Below are 18,829 nucleotides of genomic sequence, written 5' to 3' on the forward strand. Positions count from 1 at the left end.
TGCTTTCTCTCAGTCCAGGGACACGCCCGTGCTTTTGACAACCCCTGCCCAGCGCTTGATTTCGCTCTGTATGTATTCGCCATACGCTTTGGGCGTAGACCCCAGCGGCTCCGCACCCTGCACGCGCAGCTTCTCCAGCACTCCCGGATCCTTGAGCGCCTTCATCAGCTCGGCATTCAGGCGCTCCACGACCGCAACAGGTGTTTTGGCGGGCACCATCACGCCTTGCCAGGCTCCGGCCTCGAATCCGGTCATGCCGCTTTCGGCCAGCGTAGGCGCATTGGGGAAATTGGGAATCCGTGCGGCCGTGCTGACGGCCAGCAGCCGGAGCCTGCCGTCCTTGATGAAAGGCGCCACCGAATTGATGGTGTCGGTCATGAAATCGATCTGGCCAGCCACCAGGTCCACGTCGGCGGGGGCGCTGCCTTTGTAAGGCACATGACTTGCATCCATGTTGTAGTGCTGCACCACCTGAAAAGCCGCCAGGTGCGTGACATTGCCGTTGCCAGCCGAGCCGTAGGAGAGCTTGCCTTTGTGCTCCTGCGCGTAATTCACGAGCTCCTGCACGGTGTTGGCAGGCACCTTGGGATTGACGACAAGCCCCAGTGGCACCACCGCCGTCAAGGCCACGGGGCGCAGATCCCTGGTCACGTCATAGCTCATCTTCTTGTAGAGCGACGAACTGAGTGCAATCGAGGAAGTGTTGTAGAGCACGGTGTAGCCGTCGGCCGGCGCCTTGGCCACCAGCGCATTGCCGATGTTGCCGTTGGCACCAGGCCGGTTGTCCACGATGACCGACTGCCCCAGTTGCTGGCCTACCTGCTGCGCCAGCACCCGCGCCACCATGTCTGTGGGACCGCCGGGCGGGAAAGGGACGATCAGCGTGATCGGCTTGCTGGGCCAGTTGTCCTGCGCCTGCGCCGCACCACAAACGGCCAGCGCGGCAACGGCCGGCGCGGCAACGGCGAGCAGCGACAACCGACGTGAAAATCGATAACTCATCTTGTGTCTCCTGTAGTTTTCTCATCTCGGCGCACTGGAAAGTGCGCACCGGTGCAACGGCATCCGCGGCAGCGCGGACCTAAGCTCCACGGCCGGCCAGCAGGCGCACGGCGGTATAGACCATCACCTGCTGGTGACGCTGGTTGTAGACCTCGATCCGCGAACTCACTACTGCGCGACCGCCTTTGCTCGTTGGCTTGATGTCGATCACTTCGACCAGTGCCTCAATGGTGTCGCCCACCACCACAGGAGCCAGAATCTTCTGGTGCAACTCGAGCATGGCCAGGCCCGTACCCTGGATCATGCTTTGCAGGATGAAGCCTTCGATCAAGGTGTAGGTGAGTGCGCCCGGCACCGCGCGGCCCTGAATGGCACCGCCGTCATAGCCGTCCTCGATGAAGATCGCCTCGAGCATGCCCGTGGTGTTGATGAAGTTGACCAGATCGGTCTCGGTCACCGTACGGCGAAAGGTGCGCAGTTGCTGACCTACCCGCAGGTCCTGCCAGACAAAACCCTGGCCCATGCGCGGCGTGTCTGCTAGCGCTGCGGCACGGCTTTCAGTGGATGAAATCAAATTGCTCACGCTCATTCTGTCTCCGCTTCATACTGTTTGTTCAGCAGTCCTTCGACTGCAAGGCCGCAATGCGCGCGTCGTCCCAGCCTGCCTCGCGCAGCAATGCCTGTGTGTGCTCGCCCAGGCGCGGGGGCATGCCTATGGCTGACTGCGTGCCGTTGATGCGCACGGACGAACGCGGAAATCTCACAACCCCCATCGCCGCGTCTTTCTTCTCGACAAAAAAGCCGGTGGCCTGCAAGTGCGGGTCATGGGGCAGATCGTCCATGCGAGTCACCGGGGCGGCTGGAATCTCCAGCTGTTCGCAGTTGGCCAGCCAATAGGCGGTGTCCTTTTGCGCCACGTAGCCGCTCATCGTCTCCAGCAACTCGGCGATGTGGCGGGTGCGCATCGCCTGGGTGGCAAAGCGCTGGTCCTGTGCCAGCTGGGGCTGGCCAACGGCTGCAAAGAAACGGCGCCAGTGCGCATCGGTGTAAGGCATCAGGCAGACATGGCCGTCCAGCGTCCTGTAGGGCTTGCGCCAGGGCGCCATCACGCGCGGATAGCCCGCGCCACTCTGCGCGGGTGTGAAGTGCATGCCGTAGAAATGCTCCACCAGGTTGAAGCCCGCCATGGTTTCGTACATGGGCACTTCCACATAACTGCCCTCGCCCCTGCGCTCGCGCTGGTAGAGCGCCGCCAGCACCGCATGCGCGGCCACCAGAGCGCAGGTCTTGTCGGCCGCAATCGTGGGCAGATAGCGGGCCTCGCCCGTCTGGCGCTGCATGAGATCGGCCAGGCCACTCATGCCCTGGATCACGTCGTCATATGCAGGCTGCCCGGCATAGGGGCCGTCTTCGCCAAAACCGTGCAGGCCCACATAGATGAGGCGCGGATATTGCTTGCGCAGACTGTCCGGATCGAGCCCGAGCCTGGCCAGCTTTTGCGGGCGCATGCTGTGCATGAGCACATCGGCGCCCTGCAACAGCGCATGCAGCGCGGCCTGCGCCTGCTCTTGCTTGAGGTTCAGCACCACACTTTTCTTGCTGCGATTGGAGCCCATGAACATGGCCGCCATGCCCGGCTCCAGCGCCGGGCCGGTGTGGCGCGTGGAGTCGCCCTCCGGCGGCTCGATCTTGATCACCTCGGCACCGTAGTCGGCCAGCACCTGGCTGGCCATGGGGCCGAAAATCACGCTGGAAAGGTCCAGCACCCGCACCCCTGACAATGCCCCCAGAGCTTGGTCCTGGCACGCGATGCGCGTGTGCGTCAACGATTCCTGGCTGTTCATCCCAATACTCCGCTGTCCCGATAGGCCTGCATTTGCTGAGCAGACAGACCCAGATGGCGCTCCAGCAGTTCTTGTGTGTGCTGGCCCAGCTGGGGCGGTGCATGGCGGTAGGTCACCGGTGTGTCCGACAAACGGATGGGGCTGGCGACCAGCGGCACCTGGCCCGCCTTGGGGTGTGTCATGGCGATCTGCATGCCGCGAGCCCTGACCTGCGGATCCTCGAACACCTCACGCACCGTGTTGATGGGACCGCATGGCACGGCATGCTGCTCAAGCAGTTGCACCCAGGCCCTGGTACTGCGCGTGAGCGTCACGCGACGGATCATTTCCACCAGCTCGGCTCTATGGGCCAGCCGCGCCGCATTGCTCCGAAAGCGCTCGTCCTCGGCCCATTCGCTCCTGCCTGCAGCCTGGCAGAAGCGGGCAAACTGGCCGTCATTGCCCACGGCCAGAATCATGTGGCCGTCTTCGGTCGGGAACTCCTGGTAGGGCACCGTGTTCGGATGCGCGTTGCCCATGCGCTGAGGCACCTGATCCCCGTACAGATAGTTCATGCTCTGGTTGGCCAGGCTGGCCACGCCGACATCGAGCAAAGCCAGATCTATGTGCTGGCCGCGCCCCGTATGCTCGCGGGCCTGCAGGGCCGCCAGAATCGCCGTGCTGGCATATAGCCCGGTGAGGATGTCGGTCAGCGCCACGCCCACCTTCATGGGGCCGCCTCCAGGCTGGCCATCGGCGTGGCCCGAAATACTCATCAGCCCCCCCATGCCCTGAATCAGAAAGTCATAGCCCGCACGATGCGCATAGGGACCGTCCTGGCCAAAGCCCGTGACCGAGCAGTAGACAAGGCGGGGATTCAGGGCACTGAGGCTCGCGTAATCAAGCCCGTACTGCGCCAGACCGCCAGTCTTGAAGTTCTCGATCAGCACATCGCATCGGGCCGCCAGCTGACGCACGATCTCCTGCCCTTCGCCGCGGGTGAAGTCCACGGAAATCGACTGCTTGTTACGGTTGGTGCACATATAGTAGGCCGACTCCCCCGTCGGCAGACCTTCGGGGTCGGCCACATAGGGCGGGCCCCAGGCACGCGTGTCGTCACCGCTGCCGGGCCTTTCCACCTTGATCACCTCGGCGCCCAGATCACCCAGGGTCTGTGCAGCCCAGGGGCCCGCCAATACCCGCGAAAGATCGAGCACCTTGATGTGCTGCAGCGCCTGTACCGGCCGGCTGTCATTGGCTTTCATTGCTGGGGAACCTTGGCCTTTACGACGATGCGCTTCCAGAGCGCGATCTCGTTCTTCTGAAATTCATGCATCTGTGCCGGGCCGCCGGTCATGGGCATGGCCCCCAGACGCTCGTAGAAGGCACGGGTTTCATCCATCTTCGAGATGGCGGTGAAAAGCTCGGCGAGCCTGGCAGTCTCGGCGGCTGGTGTCCTGGCGCTCACCATGGCACCCACCCAGGTGTAGGCCTCGAATCCGGGCAGACCGGCCTCGGTGGCCGTGGGGATCTCGGGGGAGGTGCTCACGCGCTTGTCGGAGGCCACCGCCAGGATCTTGACGCGCCCTCCCCGAGCCAGCTCCTGCACTGCCGTGACTTCAGCGAAGGTGTAGTCCACCGTCCCTGAAGCGACGGCCGTGGTGGTCTCCCCTGCGCCCTTGAACGGGACATGCACGGTTTCGATCCTGGCAGCGTCGTTGAGCAGCTCGCCCATCAGCTGATAGCCTGCCGAGCCGGCCCCGAAATTCACCTTCCCCGGGTTAGCCCTGGCATGGCGGATCAGGCCCTTCAGGTCGGAGTAGGCCGCTTGGGGCGCGACGGCCAGCATGGCCGGCGAGCGCATCATCATGGTCAGCGGCGCAAAGTCCGTTAAGGGATCGTAGGGCAGATGCCTGAACAGCGCCGCATTGACCGCCAGCGTTGAATTGCTGCCGATGAACACGGTATAGCCGTCGGCGGGCGCAGACAGCACCTGCTTGACGGCAATGAAGCCGTTGGCTCCTGCCTTGTTTTCGACGACCACAGGCTGGCCCGTGAGCTCCTGCAGCTTGCGCCCGAAATAGCGCGCCGAGGTGTCGGTGCCGCTGCCCGGACCGAAGGGCACGATGAGCTTGATCGGCTTGGCAGGAAAGCCCTGAGCCGGTGCCTGAGCCATGGAGGGCATGCCGGCGCCGAGCAGGCCGCAGCCCAGCAGTGCCGCCAGCAGGTATCTGCGTGCTTGTTTCAAGTTTGTCTCCTGATACGGAATTGCTGCCGTGTTTTTTCTTGTGAGCCCACTTTAGGCAGGCGTGAAATTAATGTCTAATATTAAAAATTTCGTTTCTGATATCGATTGAATATCAATGAATCTCAAGCAACTGCAGCAGTTCATTGCCCTGGCCGAAACCGGCAACTTTCACCGTGCCGCTGAGCAACTGCATATGGCCCAGCCGCCGCTGTCCATCTCGATTCGCAAGCTGGAAGAGGAGCTGGGCAGCGCCTTGTTCGATCGAACCAGTACCGGAGTCGTGCTGACGCCTGCCGGCAAGGCCATGCTGGAGAGCGCACGCGCCACCCTGTTTCATGCCGAGCAATGTCGCCAGGCTGTGCGCGATACCAGGGAAGGCGTGGGCGGCCTGATACGGCTGGGCTTTGTCGGTTCGGCCACCTACGAACTGCTGCCGCGCCTGATTCCCTCGTTTCGCGAGCGCTACCCCAAGGTGGGACTGGAGTTCTATGAGGCGACCAGTGCCGAAATCCTGGAAGGGCTGGCAAGCCGGCGCTTCGATGCCGGCCTGCTTCGCTACCCCGTGCTCGAACTCGATGAGCGCATCGCGCTCACGCCGCTGGATCAGGACGAGTTCGTGCTGGCCGTCTCGGACAACAGTCCCCTGGCGCAGCGCGACGCCATTGCCCTGTCCGAGGCAGCGCATGAGCCTTTTGTGATGTATCCGCAGGACACGGTACCCAGCCTCGCCGCGCTGGCCAAGCTACGCTGCCAGCAATCGGGCTTCACCCCGCGCATCGCCCAGGAGGCCATGCAGGTGCAGACCATCATGAGCCTGGTGGCTTCCGGCCTGGGCGTGGGTCTGGTCGCGGGTGTCTCGCATCTCGTTCAGCCGCGCGGCGTGAAGTGTTTGCCGCTGCTGGATAATCCTCCGGGCTTTCATGTGGGCATTGCGCTGGTGCATTCGCTCACGCCGGGCAGCCGGGCAGTGCAGACGCTCATTGAACATGCACTGCAATTTGCCAAGCTGCCGGCAGCGTCCTGAATTCGCAGTGGCCAGCGCGCACCGGCCTGGGCGGGCTCAATGAAAATCCCGGCTGTTCAGCCCGACCTCGGCAAACCGCCCCAGCCAGCGGGTCACATCCCTGGCCTTCATCACGACCAGATGGCGAACCGCAGGTTCATCCCCAGTCTGGGCCGCAGGCATATCCCCTGCTGATTCCGGCGTCTCCAGTTGCGGGGCCGTGCTGCGCTGCCAGATGCCCTCCACGGCCAGCAGACGCGAGGCCAGCAACGCAGAGCGCCAGCGGGCAAAGGTCTGACTCCAGACCACCAGGTTGATGACGCCGGTTTCGTCTTCCAGCGTGATGAACAGCGTGCCGTTGGCGGTAGGCGGACGCTGGCGCACGGTAACAATGCCGCAGGCGCGTACCTTCTGGCCTGGCAGCATATGACGCAGCTCGGCTGCGGTCTTCAGCCCATGGCGCGCCAGCCTGGGACGCAGCAAGGCCAGCGGATGGCGGCGCAGGCTCAGACCGGTGGCGGCATAGTCGAACATGATTTCCTCGCCCTCGGCGGCCTGGGGCAGTTCAAGCCTTGGCTCATGAATCGCAGCTTGGGCAAAGATGGGCGGCAGGCTGGCCTGCGCAGCAGCATCCCACATCTGCTGGCGACGGTGACCGGCCAGGCTGCGCAGCGCATCCGCTGCGGCCAGGGCTTCCATATCCGCCTTGTCCAGCCGGGCTCGGATGACCAGATCGCTCACGTCCTTCCACGGAGCCTGCGCAGCTTCCCCCTCGATTCGCAGCGCTGCGGCCTTGCCCAGCCTGGCAACCCGGTTCAGCCCCAGGCGCACGGCCGGCTGGGGCTGGGCCACGCCGCGCATGGCTTGCAGAGGGGCTTCGAGCGTGCAATGCCAGTGGCTATGACAGACATCGACGGGCAGCACGCGCACGCCATGGCGGCGCGCATCCTGCACCAGCTGGGACGGCGAATAAAAACCCATGGGCTGGGCATTGAGCAGCGCCTGCAGAAAGATGGCTGGCTCATGGCGCTTGAGCCAGGCGCTCGCATAGGCCAGCAGCGCAAAACTGCAGGCATGACTTTCGGGGAAGCCATATTCGCCAAACCCCAGCATCTGCGCAAAGATGGCGTTGGCAAATGCGGGGCTGTATTCCTTGGCCAGCATGCCGCCGACAAGCTCGTCTCGGAAGCGATGCACCCCGCCCTTTCGCTTCCAGGCGGCCATGGAGCGGCGCAACTCGTCCGCCCTGCCCGGCGAAAAGCCCGCGGCATCGATGGCGATCTGCATCACCTGCTCCTGGAAAATGGGCACACCCAAGGTACGCTTGAGCGCATTTGCAAGCTCCGGCTTCTCAAGCTTGAGCGGCAGCTTGCGGCGTTCACGCTCACGTGCCAGCAGATAGGGATGGACCATGCCGCCCTGAATCGGGCCGGGGCGCACGATGGCAACCTCGACCACCAAGTCATAGAAAGTGCGCGGCTGCAGGCGCGGCAGCATGCTCATCTGGGCGCGGCTTTCGATCTGGAAAGTACCCACGGTATCGGCCTGGCAAATCATCTCGTAGGTCGCGGCATCCTCCTGCGGAATCTGGTGCAGCTCCCATGGCTCGCCGCGCCAGCGGGCGCGCTCGTTCAGGGCATTGCGCAGCATGGTGAGCATGCCCAGGGCCAGCACATCGACCTTGAGCAGGCCCACGACATCGAGATCGTCCTTGTCCCACTGTATGACGGAGCGCTTGGCCATCGTGGCGGGCTCCACGGGCACCAGGCGCGTGAGCTTGCCCTCGGTCAGCACAAAGCCGCCCACATGCTGGCTGAGGTGGCGCGGGCTGTCCTTGAGCTGCCAGGCCAGCTCTATCCAGAGGCGCAGCCGATGCGCGCCCACAGCACAATTCATTTCACTCGCCAGCACCTCGGCTTCCTGGAGCTTGCGCTGCCCCCAGTCTTCGGGCAAAGCTTCGGGCGCCTGCTCCTCCTCTGCCGAATCGGCCGCCTCTGCATGCGTCTGTGCTTGCGCCTGGGCATGTTCGCTGAACCAATACTGCCCCTTAGCCAGGGCATCGATCAGATCGGCAGGCAGGCCCAGCGCCTTGCCCACATCGCGCAGCGCGCTACGGCTGCGCCAGCAACTGACCACGGCCGTGAGCGCGGCGCGGTCGCGCCCGTATTTGCCGTAGATGTACTGGATGACCTCTTCACGCCGCGCATGCTCGAAGTCCACATCGATATCGGGCGGCTCGCTGCGCTCCTTGCTGATAAAGCGCTCGAACAGCAGATTGTTGTTTTCCGGATCTACCGCCGTAATGCCCAGGCAGTAGCAGACCGCAGAATTGGCCGCCGATCCGCGCCCCTGGCACAGAATGCCGACGCTGCGCGCATAGCGCACGATGTCATGCACGGTGAGAAAGTACATCTCGTACTTCTGATCCTCGATCAGCGCCAGCTCTTTATGCAGTTGATCGTGCACGTCCTCGGGAATGCCCTGGGGATAGCGTCCCGCCGCGCCATCCCAGGTCAGCCAGGCCAGGGTCTGCGTGGCCGTCATGCCGGGCAGCACGCTCTCCTGAGGATAGTGGTAGCGGATCTCGTCCAGGCTGAAGCTGCAGCGCCCGGCCAGCTCCAGCGTCGCCTCCAGCATGACCCTGGGATAGAGCGAAGCCAGCCGCAGACGCGAGCGCAGATGCCGCTCGGCATTGGGCTGCAGCGCAAAGCCGCATTCGGCCACGGTGCGCCCCAGGCGTATTGCCGTGACCACATCCTGCAGCGGCTTGCGCGAGCGCGCATGCATATGGACATCTCCGCAGGCCAGCAGCGGCAGGCCCAGCACCACGCCAGCCTGCTGCAGGGTCTGCAGCCACAGGCTGTCGTCGGGCGCCAGATGCAGCTCCACGCCCAGCCACAGGTTATTTGTCGAAAAATGCGCTGCAACGTTTTCCAGAAGAGCGGTTACAGCCATCAAATCCGATGCATCGAGCTGCTCACGCTGCGGCAGCAGCAGGCATTCGCAGCCTTGCTGCAGCAGTTGCCAGGGACTGGATTCATCAACCAGATAGTCGCCCTTGCCTGAGCGGCTGCGTGCAGCGGTGATGAATTCACAGAGATTGCCCCAACCTTGCAAATCACGCACCAGCACCACGATCCTGAACGAGCCCCAGGCGAATTCGCTGCCATGGATCAGGTGCAAGTCGCAGTCCCGCGCCGCCTCATGGGCGCGCACGGCACCAGCCACCGAACACTCGTCGGTCAGCGCCAGCGCCGCATAGCCCAGGCTTTTGGCCCGGTGCACCAGCTCGGCAGGCGATGAAGCACCGCGCAGAAAACTGAAATTCGAGAGGCAATGCAGCTCGGCATAGGCCAACGGCCCTCTGCCCATGCCCTGAGCCACGGGGCTGGCCGGTATGGCGACAGGCGGCGGCCCTGCGAGGCGCAGTGCGGCAGCGGGCAGCTCGACCAGGATCTGCTCAGCCATACACGCCTTGCGCAAACCAGCTGGCGGGGCTGGCTGTCATGCTCATCAGGTGTTCGCTACGGGCGCGCTCGCGGTAAATCCAGACATGGCCAACCACGGCGTTATAGGCCACGAAATAGTCACGCACGGCCAGGCCGGCCGGCGCGCCGGCCTGGGCATCGGCAAACGCATCGCCAGCCGCATCCCACCAGCCGGACTCCAGCCTGTAGGGCCCGGCCTTGAGCTGCAGCGGCCCATGCCATTGGGGACGATTGCCCTGCACGGGCAAGGCCTGGGGCTGGGGCAGCAGCCAGGGCGGCCACAGGGCTTGCCAGGGGTCGGCACAGCCGGGCTGACGGTGTGGCCCGAAGCCGGCTCCCACCTCGGCCCTGGCGCTAGCCCTGGTGCCGCCTGGCTTCTGGCTCTGTAGCAGCTTCGCCGCAGCTTGCCAGCACTGCATCTGCTCGGGCCTGTGATCGGCCAGCGGCCGCACCATTTGCACGGCTTCCTCGCCCCAGCGGGCGCTCAGGCGTTCCACCCATTCATGCCAGGCCAAGCTGTCCGACGGGCTCTGGCCCTGGACGGCAGGCAGGCAGCTCAGCGGCTCGGCCGCCCAGGCAACCGTCTCCAGCGCCTGCAACTCCAGCATGTCCACGGGGGCGCGCCAGCGCTGCTGACCCAGGTGCTCACGCAACAGGCGCTGCAAATGCGCCATGCCCTGCGTGGGCTGGGCCGTGCGGATGACAAGCGCTTCCCAGGCCGGTAGCTCCTGGCCGTCGATACGACGCAGATCATGGTGCCAGCGCAATCGCAGCGCCAGCACCGCATGGTGACGGGCCTGCAACCAGGACTGCAGCGCGCGCAACAGCGGCTGCGCCGCATGGAGCACGGCATCGGCATGGTGAGCCGGGTAACCCAGGTCGTGGCGCAGCAGGAATTGCTGGGGCAGTTGCAGCCAGTCAAGCGGCTGGGGCAGCAGACCATAGGCCTCGTCGAGCGCACGCAAGGCCTTGGCTCCAATGCGGCGCGACAGCCCCGCGCGCGGCAATGCTCGCACATCGCCCCAGCTGCGGCAACCCAGGCGCAGCAGCACGGAGCTGTGCTGCTCCAGGGCGCTCAGCGTCCATAGCGGCAGCGCATCGGCATGCAGCGATGACTCAGACATGGACAGGGAAACAGGGACGGAGCCGCAAGGCCGGGCCTGCTGCAACCGTAGCCGCAGCCGTGCCAAAGCCTGCCAGGCCGTGCCGCCCTGGCCGCGCAGCGGCTGCAATGCCGCATCGCCGCCCCCGGACTCCGGGGGGCCAGCCTGACAAGCTTGCGCAAAAGCACTGTCCAGCCGCGCCAGCAAGACCTCGGCTCCGCCCCAAAGACGCTGCACCAGGCTGGTCTCCATGAGCAAGGCGTCTTCGAGCAAGGCCACACGCGGCGAAAACTCCAGCGCCCACCAGCAGGCACTCTCAGCCACCGGGCTTGACTCGCTCAGGCAGGCCAGAGGCCAGGCCATCCAGTGCTCTGCACTGCCCATCTCATGCCTCCGTCATCCAAGGCGAGGCCGTTGCAGGAGCGGCGACTGTCATGCGCCCTTGCATGAGCATGGCAGCCTCCTCGCTCTGGCGCGCATGTCTTTGGGCCTGCGCCTGCAGCACGGGCTGCCAGGCCCACTGCGAAAGCGCGAGCTGTATGGGGCGCTCCAGCAAAGGCCCACGGCGCTTCAGTATCTGTATCCGCAAACCCGGCGCCTGCTGAGCAGCGAAGACTGTCGTGACTCTCTCCAGTCTCAACCGCAATGCGGCGGGGGAGCTGCGCGACTCGGCCTGCAGCTCCTGCCATAGCCACAGAGGCCGGCCCTGCGAAGCGGCGGCCAGCTGCAAGCGGCGCAGCGTGGACGCGGGAAGTTCGGGCAACCAGGCCAGCACCGCCAGCACATCCCGGCAATGCAGAGCTTGCTCGCAGGCCCAGGCCAGATCCTGGGCACTGCGCCCCGGCTGCACCGCGCACAGCCGCTTCGCGTCAATACCGGCGGCCTGCAAGGCCGGGGCAAAAGGCAGATAGGGTGGAGCCACCAGCACCAGTTGGCCCAGCCCTGAATCCGCGCGTGAAGCCGCATGCTGCCGGACACGGGCGGCCAGCGCGGGCAACAGCAAGGCCCACTCCGCATGGCAGTGCGCAGGTTGCTGCAGCTGAATCAAGGCATTGCCGGGCCAGCCGCCGCCCGGCAGCTCGGCATCCAGCGCAGCATGACCGCTGGGCCAGACCTGAGAGCCGGCGCCCGCCTGCCAGTCCGTGCCGCGCCAGACACCGGGAATCTGTATGGCGGACAAATGCGGGCTGCCCGCAGCGGACAGACCCGGCCGCACGCCCTGCTCTGCACCTGTTTGCTGCCGGACAGACTCCGTCATGCCGGGCGGTGAGCCAGGATGGGCCAAGGATGTCATGGGCTGGGTATGCATGCGAAAGCTCTTCAATACTGTACAAATATACAGTTATTCAAGTTTCCGCGCAAAACAAGGCCTTACAGATACGGTCAACCCTTGTAGATCGGACGTCGTGCGCTATCAAAAATACTTTTTCAGGATGGCGCAAGCAGACGCAGCAAAGCACGCCGCGCTGCGGCGTGATGCACAGAATTTTGAAGAAATACCGGTTTAGCGCCTGCCGCTATCAGACTTGAGGCCAGCCGTCCTGGGCAAAACTCGCAGTCAATGTCCTCAATTGAGCGACTGCCTGTCGGCATTCATGGCCGAGCTGCGGCCTGCCTGCGGCATCAGCTGAGCGCAGGCCTCGCACCACTCGGCCACGGCGACTTCCAGCGTGGAGCCGCCCTGCCCCAGCGTGGGCCAGCGGCGCAGGCAGTCGTTCATGATGGCCTGCAACTGCCACAGAGCCTCGCGGTTGACCAGGGCCAGCTCGCTCATGCCCAAGGCGTCGTCCTTGAAATAGCTCAGCACATCCAGCTGCTGACTGGGGTGGGAGCCCGCTTCAGCCAGCTGTTTCTGCAGCTGTGCAAGACTGGCCTCCACGGCCACTGCCGCCTGCGCATCGGGCATTTGCTGCCAGTGCTCGGGAAAGTCGCGCCTGAGTTCGTTCCATTTGCGCAGCGCAGCCTCCAGGGCCGCAATACTGTGGGAGAACTCGGCCTGCAGCGGCGCCAGCGGCTTGCCGGGACTGATTTCGTCGTAGAGCAACGGCAGAATCAGGTGCACCAGATCGGCCGGATAGCTCTTGTGGTTCATGCGCAGCATGAGCGACAGGCGCTGGCCCGGCATGTCCGTGAATTTCTCGAAAAAGGCCGATACCACCTCGGCCAGCAGCAGCACCTGCCCCATGGGCGAAATGGCGTTGCCTTTGATGCCGCGCGGATAGCCGGAGCCATCCATGCGCTCATGGTGCTCGAGCACGGCGATTTCCACGGCGCGCGAATACAGTTCGGTACTGCGCACCACCAGCATGGCGGTGACGGAATGCGCGACCAGATGCTTGCGTTCCTCGCCGCTCAAGCGATGGTCCGGGTCGGTCCAGACCGGGTCCATATAGAGCATGCCTACATCGTGCAGCAGCGCGGCCGTGGCCAGCGGCACGCATTCGCGCTCGGTCCAGCCGTTCTTGAGCGCCAGAAAGATCGCCACCAGCGTCATCTGCAGACTGTGCTGGTAGAGGTCGCTGCGCTGCTCGCGCATGACGGTGAGCTTGAAGGCAATGGCCTGGGGCAGCAGCAGACTCTTGAGCGGCGCCAGCAGACGCTCGATATCGCCGATGGACGCCACCATGCGATGCAGCAGATCGACCTGTTCGCATTGCTGGCGCGCCAGAGCGACCAGGGATGTCACGTCGACCAGGTCGCCCGTGATCAGGTTGGCATCGATCGGGTCACGCAGCTTGTGCATGACCAGACGGTCATAGAGACGACTGTCAACACGTGTGCCTTTGTCCACCAGTTTCATGCCCTTATCGGTATAGATTGCATCGCCTGTCATGACCTCCGTATGCTCGGCCATATCAGTGACTGCGCGCAAAAAATGTACATCGGTCTCGTGCCCTTGCGCACCAGCGTTCTCACTCATCAAAGCGCTCTGTTTCTGTCTGCTCAATCAAACTCGATTGTTGCAGATTGCAATAATTTGTGGGCCACAATTAAAGCAAAAACAGCTTGCATCGCTTGCCCTATCGACCCCGACAGCTATTAATTCTGTCAATGCTGCAGAAAAAGGCGCAAAAAAAGAACCGCCGCAGCGGTTCTTGCCTGGGAGCGCAGCGCCGCTTATTTCAGCAGCGTCACACCCGTCTTGGACTGGATCTCGTCAAAGCTCACGCCATCGGCCAGTTCCACCAGCTTCAGGCCTTCGGGTGTCACGTCCATCACGCCCAGATCGGTGATGATGCGATCCACCACGCCCAGACCCGTCAGAGGCAGGGTGCAGCTGGGCAGGATCTTCAGGTCGGTCGTGCCGTCCTTTTTCCTGGCCACATGTTCCATGAGCACGATGACGCGCTTGACGCCCGCCACCAGGTCCATGGCTCCGCCCATGCCCTTGACCATCTTGCCGGGAATCATCCAGTTGGCCAGATCGCCTTTTTCGGACACCTGCATGGCACCCAGAATGGACAGATTGATCTTGCCGCCGCGAATCATGGCAAACGACTGGTCGGAGCCGAAAATGGCCGAGCCGGGAAGCGTGGTCACGGTCTGCTTGCCGGCGTTGATCAGGTCGGCGTCGACCTGGTCCTCGGTCGGGAAGGGGCCGATGCCCAGCATGCCGTTCTCGGACTGCAGCCACACTTCCTTGTCGCCCGTGTGGTTGGCCACCAGCGTGGGAATGCCGATACCGAGGTTGACGTAGAAACCGTCTTCGAGTTCTTGGGCCGCGCGCGCGGCCATCTGGTCTTGGGTCCAGGGCATAAGAGCCTCCTGAATAAATCTTGATTGACGTTATTGGTAGTCGCCGGAGTCGATCATGGGCTGCAGGTGCGCCATCACACCATCGAGCAAGTGCAGCAGATCGACGCTCTGGCCGTCTTCGAGCCGTTTGAGGACCATGTCGCGAGCCCCCACCTGGATGCTGGTTTCGCGGTAGCGCACAACGGGGTCGGTTCCCCAGTCGTCGCTCACCATATGCCAGTCCATATCGTCCATTTCGCAGCTCAGCGCGTCCCCCAGCACCACACCCAATCCTCGGGCCAGCAGCAGGTTGTCGGCCAACACCAGGCCACGATCGAGCAACTGCTGCAGCTGCGCCAGGCCAGAGCGGTCCATGCTCCAATCGCTCAGCCCCAGTTCACGGGCCGCGACCTGGCACACCAGCAAGCGTTCGCGCTCCAGTTGCTCCAGCTCCTGCGCAGCCAGCGCACGAAAGACCGGTATGTCGGCCTGGGCGGCAGCCTCGGGCGAATAGGACGTATCCGCCATATTTCAGGCTTCGCGCACGGTGCGCTTTTCGATGCGCTTTTCGGGATTGGCGTTGTGCACGATGCGGTGCACATAGATGCCGGGCAGATGGATGTCGTCGGGAGCGATCTCGCCCACTTCCACCAATTCCTCGACCTCCACCACGCAGACCTTGCCACAGGTGGCTGCCGCAGGGTTGAAGTTGCGCGCCGTCAGGCGGAACTGCAGATTGCCGCTCTTGTCCGCGCGCCAGGCCTTGACCAGGGACACATCGGCCACGATGGCGTGCTCCATCACATAGGTCTCGCCATCGAATTCGCGCAATTCCTTGCCCTCGGCCACCAGCGTGCCCACACCGGTCTTGGTGAAGAAGGCGGGAATACCGGCGCCGCCGGCACGCATCTTCTCGGCCAGCGTGCCCTGAGGCGTGAATTCCAGCTCCAGCTCACCGGCCAGGTACTGGCGCTCGAACTCCTTGTTCTCGCCCACATAGCTGGAGATCATCTTCTTGACCTGGCGAGTGTCCAGCAGCTTGCCCAGACCAAAGCCGTCCACGCCGGCGTTGTTGGATGCCACCGTGAGGTTCTTGACGCCGCTGGCGCAAACCGCATCGATCAGGGCCTCGGGAATGCCGCACAGGCCGAAGCCGCCAACGGCCAGCAATTGCCCGTCGGACACCACGCCCTGCAGCGCCGCTTCTGCGGATGGGTAGAGCTTTTTCACACATGTCTCCTTGAAATTGGATGCGCTACGATACTACGTACTTGAGTAAGTAGTTTTTCGTAAAGAGCAGTACCATGGTTGTGGATTACCGGCTGGCGTTCGACGCCGCCCCTGTAGGTCTCGTCATCTCGCGCAACCGCATCATGATTGACTGTAATCGGCAATTGTGTGAAATGTTCCATGCATCGCGCGAAGTACTCATAGGACAGACCTTCCAGGTGCTATACCCCAGCGTTGATGAATACGAGCGCCTGGGCGCGCGCATTGCCCCGATTCTCAACACCACAGGCATCTATTCCGACAACCGCATCATGAAGCGCGCCAATGGCGAGGTGTTCTGGTGTCATGTCAGCGGCCGCACGCTGGACCGAAACGATCCCCATGCCTCGGGCATCTGGAGCTTTGAGGACCTCTCGGCCCATCGCCCCGTCAAGGCCGAGCTCACGGGCCGCGAACGCGAAGTCGCTGCGCGTCTTCTCGAAGGCATGACCAGCAAGGAAATCGGCAAGGCACTGGCCATCAGTCATCGCACCGTGGAAATCTACCGCGCCCGGCTGATGCGCAAATACGGCGCCTCCACCGCAGCCGATCTAGTGCACAAGCTGGTAGCCGGCTGAGCCGCTGCCACAGCTGATGCCAGGTAGGTCAACGACCTGATTTGATGGCTCATGCTTGTGTAAACAGGCAGGCTCGCATACGCTCAAAAAGTCACAGTCTCAGTCACTTTGCGAAGTATCTGAACCCGACTTTGCGTCGGCTCAAGACTCGACCCATATTTCTTCCTATGGCGCTGCTTAGTAATTTCAATAGCACAACACGCCCTTCAGGCCAGCCGCGCACCGATAATTCATCTCAACCAATCGCAAATAGCTATTGAGTTGAATTGATTGATATCAATCATTGATTGATATCTGTTTCCTGGACCTACCGACCTGTCGGATCGTTGAAACGGAGAGCCCCATGACTACTGAATCCAAGTGCCCCTTCCACCAAGGACAGAACAGCGAAACCGCCGCCGCAGGCAACGCCACCAGCAACAAGGACTGGTGGCCCAATCAGCTGCGTGTGGATTTGCTGAGCCAGCACTCCGCCAAAAGCAACCCCTTGGGTGAAAACTTCAACTACGCCCAGGCTTTCCAGAAGCTGGACTATGAAGCCGTCAAACGCGACCTGCGTGCCCTGATGACCGACTCGCAGGACTGGTGGCCTGCAGACTTCGGCCACTACGGCCCTCAGTTCATCCGCATGGCCTGGCACGCCGCCGGCACCTATCGCATTCAGGACGGTCGCGGCGGCGCCGGTCGCGCCCAGCAGCGCTTTGCCCCGCTCAACAGCTGGCCCGACAACGTCAACATCGACAAGTCGCGCCGCCTGCTGTGGCCGATCAAGCAAAAGTACGGCAACCAGATTTCCTGGGGCGACCTGATGATGCTGTGCGGCAACGTCGCACTGGAAACCATGGGCTTTCGCACCTTCGGCTTCGGTGGCGGTCGCGTGGACACCTGGGAACCCGATCAGGACGTGTACTGGGGTGCAGAGAAGGAATGGCTGGCCCCCACCCAGAACCCGCACAGCCGCTACAGCGGCGAGCGCGACCTCGAGAACCCGCTGGCCGCCGTGCAGATGGGTCTGATCTATGTCAACCCCGAAGGCCCGGACGGCAATGGCGACCCCCTCTCGGCCGCGCATGACATCCGCGACACCTTTGCCCGCATGGCCATGGATGACGAGGAAACCGTGGCGCTGATCGCCGGTGGCCACACCTTCGGCAAGACCCATGGTGCGGGCCCCGCCAGCCATGTGGGTGCCGAACCCGAAGCCGCCGGCCTGGAAGCCCAAGGCCTGGGCTGGGCCAGCAGCTACAAGTCCGGCAAGGCCGGCGATGCCATCACCTCGGGCCTGGAAGTGACCTGGACCCAGACTCCTGCACAGTGGAGCAACTTCTTCTTCGAGAACCTGTTCAAGTATGAATGGGTGCAGGAAAAAAGCCCTGCGGGTGCCATTCAGTGGGTTGCCAAGGACGCTGGCGATGTCATCCCCGACGCGCATGGCGGCCCCAACAAAAAGCCCACCATGCTGACCACCGACCTGTCGCTGCGCATGGACCCGGCCTACGAGAAGATCTCGCGCCGCTTCCTCGAAAACCCGCAGGCTTTTGCCGAAGCCTTTGCCCGCGCCTGGTTCAAGCTGACCCACCGCGACATGGGCCCGCGTGCACGCTATCTGGGCCCAGAAGTCCCCCGGGAAGAGCTGATCTGGCAAGACCCCATCCCCGCCGCCAAGCATGAACTGGTCAACGACGCCGATGTGGCCGCCCTCAAGGCCAGACTGCTGGCATCGGGCCTGTCGGTGCAGGAGCTGGTGGCCACGGCCTGGGCCTCGGCCTCCACCTTCCGCGGTTCGGACAAGCGCGGCGGTGCCAACGGTGCCCGCATCCGACTGGCTCCGCAAAAGGACTGGGCCGCCAACAACCCTGCGCAACTGGCCAAGGTACTGGGCAAGCTCGAGGAAATCCAGCGCGAATTCAACAAGGCTGCCGAGGGCGACAAGCGCATCTCGCTGGCCGATCTGATCGTGCTGGCCGGCAGCGCGGGCGTTGAAAAAGCGGCTGCAGACGCGGGTGTGAAGATCAACGTGCCCTTCACTCCCGGTCGCGGCGACGCCAGCGACGAGCAGACCGATGCCGAATCCTTCGCGCCGCTGGAGCCCAAGGCCGACGGCTTCCGCAACCACCTGCAAGGACGTTTCCCGGCACCTGCCGAAGCCCTGCTGATCGACAAGGCCCAGTTGCTGACGCTCACGGCCCCCGAGATGACCGTGCTGATCGGCGGCCTGCGCGCCATCAACATCAACACCGCCGGCAACCACGGCGTGCTGACCCAGACTCCGGGCAAGCTGACGAACGACTTCTTCGTCAACCTGCTGGACATGGGCACACAGTGGCAGCCCCTTGAGGATGGCAACTACGAAGGCGTGGACCGCAAGAGCGGCGCCAAGAAGTGGACCGGCACCCGCGTGGATCTGGTCTTCGGCTCCAACGCCATTCTGCGTGCCGTGGCCGAGGTCTATGCCGAAAAGGGCAACGAGCAGAAGTTCTACCGGGACTTCGTTGCTGCCTGGGTCAAGGTCATGGAACTGGACCGCTTCGACCTGAAGAAATAACAGGGCGCGCCGGGGTGAAAGCCCCGGCTCCAGGA

Annotated in this window: 15 protein-coding genes; 3 read left to right on the forward strand and 12 right to left on the reverse strand. The window is 63.5% G+C overall.

What is annotated here, in order from left to right; genetic code table 11:
* Positions 1-9: 9 nt before the first annotated feature.
* The 5 genes from AAIL67_RS00165 to AAIL67_RS00185 form a co-directional block, all read right to left on the reverse strand.
* Positions 10-1,002 carry a tripartite tricarboxylate transporter substrate binding protein gene (locus AAIL67_RS00165; RefSeq protein WP_343483106.1) on the reverse strand — a complete coding sequence of 331 codons (993 nt, stop codon included), beginning with the start codon at positions 1,000-1,002 and terminating at the stop codon, positions 10-12.
* 79 nt (positions 1,003-1,081) lie between these two features.
* Positions 1,082-1,591, reverse strand: a complete 510-nt coding sequence (locus AAIL67_RS00170; protein ID WP_063661122.1) for a MaoC family dehydratase — start codon at positions 1,589-1,591, stop codon at positions 1,082-1,084.
* A 25-nt stretch (positions 1,592-1,616) separates the two neighbouring features.
* Entirely contained in the window at positions 1,617-2,846 is a 1,230-nt protein-coding gene (locus AAIL67_RS00175) for a CoA transferase (protein ID WP_063661121.1), read from the reverse strand.
* The gene (locus tag AAIL67_RS00180; protein WP_063661120.1) at positions 2,843-4,090 is read right to left on the reverse strand and encodes a CaiB/BaiF CoA-transferase family protein; all 1,248 of its coding nucleotides are present in this window, start codon (positions 4,088-4,090) and stop codon (positions 2,843-2,845) included. The genes AAIL67_RS00175 and AAIL67_RS00180 overlap by 4 nt, the downstream gene beginning before the upstream one ends.
* Positions 4,087-5,073, reverse strand: a complete 987-nt coding sequence (locus AAIL67_RS00185) for a tripartite tricarboxylate transporter substrate binding protein (RefSeq protein ID WP_063661119.1) — start codon at positions 5,071-5,073, stop codon at positions 4,087-4,089. The genes AAIL67_RS00180 and AAIL67_RS00185 overlap by 4 nt, the downstream gene beginning before the upstream one ends.
* Before the next feature lie 115 nt (positions 5,074-5,188).
* Between AAIL67_RS00185 and AAIL67_RS00190 the strand changes: the two genes are divergently transcribed.
* On the forward strand, positions 5,189-6,097 hold the full coding sequence (locus AAIL67_RS00190; protein WP_004340705.1) for a LysR substrate-binding domain-containing protein: 909 nt from the start codon (positions 5,189-5,191) through the stop codon (positions 6,095-6,097).
* Between the two features lie 36 nt (positions 6,098-6,133).
* On the opposite strand, the gene dnaE is transcribed toward AAIL67_RS00190, so the two are convergent.
* The 7 genes from dnaE to AAIL67_RS00225 all read right to left on the reverse strand — a co-directional run bounded on the left by dnaE (position 6,134) and on the right by AAIL67_RS00225 (position 15,632).
* Entirely contained in the window at positions 6,134-9,544 is a 3,411-nt protein-coding gene (gene dnaE, locus AAIL67_RS00195; protein WP_343483107.1) for a DNA polymerase III subunit alpha, read from the reverse strand.
* Positions 9,537-11,051, reverse strand: a complete 1,515-nt coding sequence (locus AAIL67_RS00200; RefSeq protein ID WP_343483108.1) for a hypothetical protein — start codon at positions 11,049-11,051, stop codon at positions 9,537-9,539. The genes dnaE and AAIL67_RS00200 overlap by 8 nt, the downstream gene beginning before the upstream one ends.
* Before the next feature lies 1 nt (position 11,052).
* A complete protein-coding gene (gene imuA, locus AAIL67_RS00205) occupies positions 11,053-11,976 on the reverse strand; it encodes a translesion DNA synthesis-associated protein ImuA (protein WP_224650911.1) in 924 nt (307 codons plus the stop codon).
* A gap of 258 nt (positions 11,977-12,234) precedes the next feature.
* On the reverse strand, positions 12,235-13,587 hold the full coding sequence (locus AAIL67_RS00210) for an HD domain-containing phosphohydrolase (RefSeq protein ID WP_253233083.1): 1,353 nt from the start codon (positions 13,585-13,587) through the stop codon (positions 12,235-12,237).
* Positions 13,588-13,784: 197 nt separating this feature from the next.
* On the reverse strand, positions 13,785-14,423 hold the full coding sequence (locus tag AAIL67_RS00215; RefSeq protein WP_063661116.1) for a 3-oxoacid CoA-transferase subunit B: 639 nt from the start codon (positions 14,421-14,423) through the stop codon (positions 13,785-13,787).
* Between the two features lie 30 nt (positions 14,424-14,453).
* Positions 14,454-14,930, reverse strand: a complete 477-nt coding sequence (locus tag AAIL67_RS00220) for a DUF3806 domain-containing protein (protein ID WP_343483109.1) — start codon at positions 14,928-14,930, stop codon at positions 14,454-14,456.
* A gap of 3 nt (positions 14,931-14,933) precedes the next feature.
* Complete coding sequence (locus AAIL67_RS00225; RefSeq protein WP_003079441.1) at positions 14,934-15,632, reverse strand: CoA transferase subunit A; 699 nt, start codon at positions 15,630-15,632, stop codon at positions 14,934-14,936.
* Positions 15,633-15,706: 74 nt separating this feature from the next.
* On the opposite strand from AAIL67_RS00225, the gene AAIL67_RS00230 reads away from it, so the two are divergent.
* Together AAIL67_RS00230 and katG are read left to right on the forward strand one after the other, a co-directional pair.
* Positions 15,707-16,249, forward strand: coding sequence for a PAS and helix-turn-helix domain-containing protein (locus AAIL67_RS00230; RefSeq protein WP_003055436.1), 543 nt, complete (start codon positions 15,707-15,709; stop codon positions 16,247-16,249).
* Positions 16,250-16,592: 343 nt separating this feature from the next.
* Positions 16,593-18,794, forward strand: coding sequence for a catalase/peroxidase HPI (gene katG, locus AAIL67_RS00235; RefSeq protein ID WP_343483110.1), 2,202 nt, complete (start codon positions 16,593-16,595; stop codon positions 18,792-18,794).
* Positions 18,795-18,829 lie beyond the last annotated feature (35 nt).

Source organism: Comamonas sp. A7-5 (assembly GCF_039581385.1).
In the GTDB taxonomy this organism is placed as follows: Bacteria; Pseudomonadota; Gammaproteobacteria; order Burkholderiales; family Burkholderiaceae_C; genus Comamonas; species Comamonas thiooxydans.

Coding starts and splice junctions, on each gene's coding strand:
- AAIL67_RS00165 (WP_343483106.1), bottom strand. CDS start 1,002: ATGAGTTATCGATTTTCACGTCGGTTGTCGCTGCTCGCCGTTGCCGCG.
- AAIL67_RS00170 (WP_063661122.1), bottom strand. CDS start 1,591: ATGAGCGTGAGCAATTTGATTTCATCCACTGAAAGCCGTGCCGCAGCG.
- AAIL67_RS00175 (WP_063661121.1), bottom strand. CDS start 2,846: ATGAACAGCCAGGAATCGTTGACGCACACGCGCATCGCGTGCCAGGAC.
- AAIL67_RS00180 (WP_063661120.1), bottom strand. CDS start 4,090: ATGAAAGCCAATGACAGCCGGCCGGTACAGGCGCTGCAGCACATCAAG.
- AAIL67_RS00190 (WP_004340705.1), top strand. CDS start 5,189: ATGAATCTCAAGCAACTGCAGCAGTTCATTGCCCTGGCCGAAACCGGC.
- dnaE (WP_343483107.1), bottom strand. CDS start 9,544: ATGGCTGAGCAGATCCTGGTCGAGCTGCCCGCTGCCGCACTGCGCCTC.
- AAIL67_RS00200 (WP_343483108.1), bottom strand. CDS start 11,051: ATGGGCAGTGCAGAGCACTGGATGGCCTGGCCTCTGGCCTGCCTGAGC.
- imuA (WP_224650911.1), bottom strand. CDS start 11,976: ATGCATACCCAGCCCATGACATCCTTGGCCCATCCTGGCTCACCGCCC.
- AAIL67_RS00210 (WP_253233083.1), bottom strand. CDS start 13,587: ATGAGTGAGAACGCTGGTGCGCAAGGGCACGAGACCGATGTACATTTT.
- AAIL67_RS00215 (WP_063661116.1), bottom strand. CDS start 14,423: ATGCCCTGGACCCAAGACCAGATGGCCGCGCGCGCGGCCCAAGAACTC.
- AAIL67_RS00220 (WP_343483109.1), bottom strand. CDS start 14,930: ATGGCGGATACGTCCTATTCGCCCGAGGCTGCCGCCCAGGCCGACATA.
- AAIL67_RS00230 (WP_003055436.1), top strand. CDS start 15,707: ATGGTTGTGGATTACCGGCTGGCGTTCGACGCCGCCCCTGTAGGTCTC.
- katG (WP_343483110.1), top strand. CDS start 16,593: ATGACTACTGAATCCAAGTGCCCCTTCCACCAAGGACAGAACAGCGAA.